The organism is Azospirillum formosense (assembly GCF_013340925.1).
GTDB lineage: Bacteria > Pseudomonadota > Alphaproteobacteria > Azospirillales > Azospirillaceae > Azospirillum > Azospirillum formosense.
Genome location: NZ_WHOR01000379.1, coordinates 1 through 4277, shown reverse-complemented (window position 1 = coordinate 4277; position 4277 = coordinate 1). Strand labels below are relative to the sequence as shown.

Genomic DNA, 4277 nt, shown 5'->3' with positions numbered 1-4277 from the left:
GGATGGGGGCAGCACCAGCGCCACCAAAGAACGTCCCCGGAGAAAAACCAACATGTCCCCCGCTTCCGATCGCATCACCAACTTCATCGCCGGCTCCTGGCGTCCGGGCCGCGACCGGCTCGACATTTTCAACCCGTCGAATCTGGACGAGCTGGCCGGCTCCTACTCGCTCGCCGGCGCCGACGACGTGACGGAGGCCGTCGCCGCGGCGCGCGCCGCCCAGCCGCAATGGCGCGCCGCCACGGTGGAGCAGCGCTCGCTGGTGCTCGACGCCATCTCCCGCGCGCTGTTCGACCGCAAGGACGAGCTGGCCCTCATCGCCGCGACCGAGGGCGGCAAGACCATCCCCGACGCGCTGGGCGAGATCACCCGCGCCGCCCACCTTGCCCGCTTCTTCGCCGCCGAGGCGCTGCGCGCGCCGGGCGAGACGCTGGGCTCGGTCCGGCCCGGCGTCGAGGTCGACGTGACGCGCGAGCCGGTCGGCGTCATCGGCCTGGTCACGCCCTGGAACTTCCCGGTCGCCACGCCGATGTGGAAGATTGCCCCGGCGCTGGCCTTCGGCAACGCGGTGATCTGGAAGCCGTCGGAGAAAACCCCCGGCATCTCCATCGCCGTCACCCGCCTCATCGCGGAGGCGCTGGAGGCCCACGGCATGCCCGCGAGCCTGTTCAATCTGGTGATCGGCGCCGGCCCCAACGTCGGCGCCGCCGTGGTCGACGCGGTGGACGCCGTGTCCTTTACCGGGTCGGTCAACACCGGACGGCGCATCGCCGTGCGCTGCGCGGAGCGGATGATCCGCGTCCAGCTGGAGCTGGGCGGCCAGAACCCGCTGGTCGTGCTGGGCGACGCCGACCCGGAGCGCGCCGCCGAGATCGGCGTCAACAGCGCCTATTTCCACGCCGGCCAGCGCTGCACCGCCACCGGCCGCTTCATCGTCGAGGACTCCATCCACGACGCCTTCGTCGCCGCGATGACGGAGCGGATGGCGGCGCTGCGCGTCGGCCACGCCCTGCAGCCGGAGACGCAGATCGGCCCGGTCATCGACGAGTTCCAGCTGACCAAGAATCTGCAATACATCGACACCGGTTTGAAGGAAGGCGCGCAGTTGGCCTCCGGCGGCGGGCGGCTGGACCGGCCGACGCGCGGCTGGTTCCTCGCCCCGACGCTGTTCACCGAAACCAGCAACGCCATGACCATCAACCGGGAAGAGGTCTTCGGCCCGGTCGCCAGCATCATCCGCGTCAAGGATTACGAAGAAGCCCTGGCGGTGGCCAACGACACCGACTACGGCCTGTCGTCGGGCATCATCACCAACTCGATGAAGCACGCCCGCCACTTCCAGGCCAACATCCAGGCCGGCATGACCATGCTGAACCTGCCGACGGCAGGCGTCGACTACCACGTCCCCTTCGGCGGCCGGAAGATGTCGAGCTACGGCCCGCGCGAGCAGGGACGCTCCGCCATCGAGTTCTACACCATCATCAAGACGGCCTATCGCGCGCTGTGACGCCGAACCGAAGCCCAGGGAGAGCCTTCTTGTCCAACCACACCCTGACCGCCGGGCGGCCGGACTTCGCGACGGCCGTGCTCGCCCCCATCCACGCCATCGTCGGCGACCGCGGGCTGATCACCGATCCCGGCACCATGCAGCCCTTCATGGAGTCCTGGCGCGACGGCTGGGTCGGCCGCTCGCCCGCCGTGGTTCTGCCCGACAGCACCGAGGCGCTGGCCGCGGTGGTGCGCATCTGCGCCGAGACGCGCACCCCCATCGTGCCCCAGGGCGGCAACACCGGCCTGACCGGGGCCAGCCAGCCGCACGCCGACGGGACGGAGATCGTCCTCTCGACCAACCGGCTGAACCGCATCCGCGAGATCGACATCGACAACGACACGATGACGGTGGAGGCCGGCTGCATCCTCGCCAACATCCAGAACGCGGCGCGCGACATCGGCCGGCTGTTCCCGATGAGCCTCGCCGCCGAGGGCTCCTGCCAGATCGGCGGCAACATCGCCACCAACGCCGGCGGCGTGCAGGTCGTGCGCTACGGCAACATGCGCAACCTCGTCGCCGGGCTGGAGGTGGTGCTTCCCGACGGGCGGATCTGGGACGGGCTGCGCGGGCTGCGCAAGGACAACGCCGGCTACGACATGAAGCAGATCTTCATCGGGTCGGAGGGCACGCTCGGCATCGTCACCGCCGCGGTGCTGAAGCTGTCGCCGCTGCCGCGCGCCACCGCCACGGCGCTGGTCGCCGTGTCGGCCCCCAGCGACGCCGTCGATCTGCTGACCCGCGCCAAGGGCGTCGCCGGCGACCGCATCATCACCTTCGAGCTGATCCAGCGCGACTGCATCGACGTGGCCCGCCGCCATGTGCCGGACGTGCCCGACCCCCTGCGCGACCGCTATCCCTGGTACGTGCTGGTCGAGCTGGCCGACCAGGACGGCGGCAACCGCCTGATGGAGATGCTGGAAGGCATCCTGGAAGCCGGGATGGAGGCCGGGGAGGTGCTGGACGGCGTCGTCGCCGCCTCCAAGGCCCAGGCCGATTCGCTGTGGCGCATCCGCGAGGGCATCCCGGAGGGCCAGAAGCGCGAGGGCGTGTCCTTCAAGCACGACGTGTCGGTGCCGATCTCCCGCGTGGCGCGCTTCCTCGACCGCGCCAACGCGGCGCTGGAGCGGGAATGCCCGGGCATCCGCCCCTTCGCGTTCGGCCATCTCGGCGACGGCAACATCCACTTCAACCCGATCCAGGCGGAGGGCGGCGACCCGGCCGAATGGAAGGCGAAGCTGGCGACGGTCAACGCCATCGTCCACGACATCGTCGTCGAGCTGGGCGGCTCCATCTCCGCCGAGCACGGCATCGGACGGCTGCGCATCGACGAGATGCCGCGCTACAAGTCGGCGGTCGAGCTGGACATGATGGCGACGCTGAAGCGCGCCTTCGATCCGCACAACATCATGAATCCCGGCAAGATCCTGCGCGCCTGAGCGCGGTTCCGCCAGTCAAGGATGAAACTCATGAAGGTCCTCGTCCCGGTCAAGCGGGTGGTCGATTACAACGTCAAGATCCGCGTCAAGGCGGACGGTTCCGGCGTTGAGACCGCCAACGTGAAGATGAGCATGAACCCCTTCGACGAGATCGCCGTCGAAGAGGCCGTCCGCCTCAAGGAAGCCGGCAAGGCGACCGAGGTCATCGTGGTCACCGTCGGCCCGACCGCGGCGCAGGAGACGCTGCGCACCGGCCTCGCCATGGGCGCCGACCGCGGCATCCTGGTCCAGACCGACGCCGAGACGCAGCCGCTGGCCGTCGCCAAGGTGCTCAAGGCGCTGGTCGACAAGGAGGGGCCGACCCTGGTCATCCTGGGCAAGCAGGCGATCGACGACGACTGCAACCAGACCGGCCAGATGCTCGCCGCCCTTCTGGGCTGGCCGCAGGGCACCTTCGCCTCCAAGGTCGTGCCGGGCGACGGCTCGGTCACCGTGACCCGCGAGATCGACGGCGGCCTGGAGACCGTGCAGCTGACGCTGCCGGCGGTCGTCACCGCCGACCTGCGCCTGAACGAGCCGCGCTACGCCTCGCTGCCCAACATCATGAAGGCCAAGAAGAAGCCCATCGAGACGCTGGCCCCCGACGCGCTGGGCGTCGACGTGGCGCCGCGCCTGACCACGCTCAAGGTCGCCGAGCCGGCCAAGCGCAAGGCCGGCGTCAAGGTTGCCGACGTGGCCGCCCTGGTCGACAAGCTGAAGAACGAAGCCCGCGCGATCTGAGGGGCCAATGCGCCTTGAAGGGAAAGTGATCTGACATGTCCATTCTCGTCATTGCCGAACACGACAACGCCACGCTGAAGGCCGCCACGCTGAACGCGGTCAGCGCCGCCGCCAAGATCGGTGGCGACATCCATGTGCTGGTCGCCGGCCAGGGCGCGCAGGCCGTCGCCGACGCCGCATCCAAGGTGGCCGGGGTGGCCAAGGTGCTGCTGGCCGACGACGCGGCCTACGCCCACCCGCTGCCGGAGAACGTCGCGCCGCTGGTCGTCAACCTCGCCAAGGGCTACGGCCATGTGCTGGCCGCCGCCTCGTCGGAGGGCAAGAACCTGCTGCCGCGGGTCGCCGCCCTGCTCGACGTCGCGGCGATCTCCGACATCACCGGGGTGGTCTCCGCCGACACGTTCGAGCGGCCGATCTACGCCGGCAACGCCATCGCCACGGTGAAGTCCGCCGACCCGATCAAGGTCGTCACGGTGCGCACCACCGCCTTCGAGGCGGCCGCCGCCACG

General features: G+C 69.9%; 3 protein-coding genes and 1 pseudogene. All 4 read left to right on the top strand.

The window, feature by feature from the left end; genetic code table 11:
• Positions 1-52: 52 nt before the first annotated feature.
• Entirely contained in the window at positions 53-1507 is a 1455-nt protein-coding gene (locus GBZ26_RS27645; protein WP_174441554.1) for an aldehyde dehydrogenase family protein, read from the top strand.
• Between the two features lie 29 nt (positions 1508-1536).
• Complete coding sequence (locus GBZ26_RS27640) at positions 1537-2988, top strand: FAD-binding oxidoreductase (RefSeq protein ID WP_079285096.1); 1452 nt, start codon at positions 1537-1539, stop codon at positions 2986-2988.
• 30 nt (positions 2989-3018) lie between these two features.
• Positions 3019-3768: an electron transfer flavoprotein subunit beta/FixA family protein gene (locus GBZ26_RS27635; RefSeq protein WP_174441553.1), complete on the top strand. Its 750-nt coding sequence runs from the start codon at positions 3019-3021 to the stop codon at positions 3766-3768.
• 35 nt (positions 3769-3803) lie between these two features.
• A pseudogene (locus GBZ26_RS27630) lies at positions 3804-4277 on the top strand (electron transfer flavoprotein subunit alpha/FixB family protein); the annotation flags it as partial.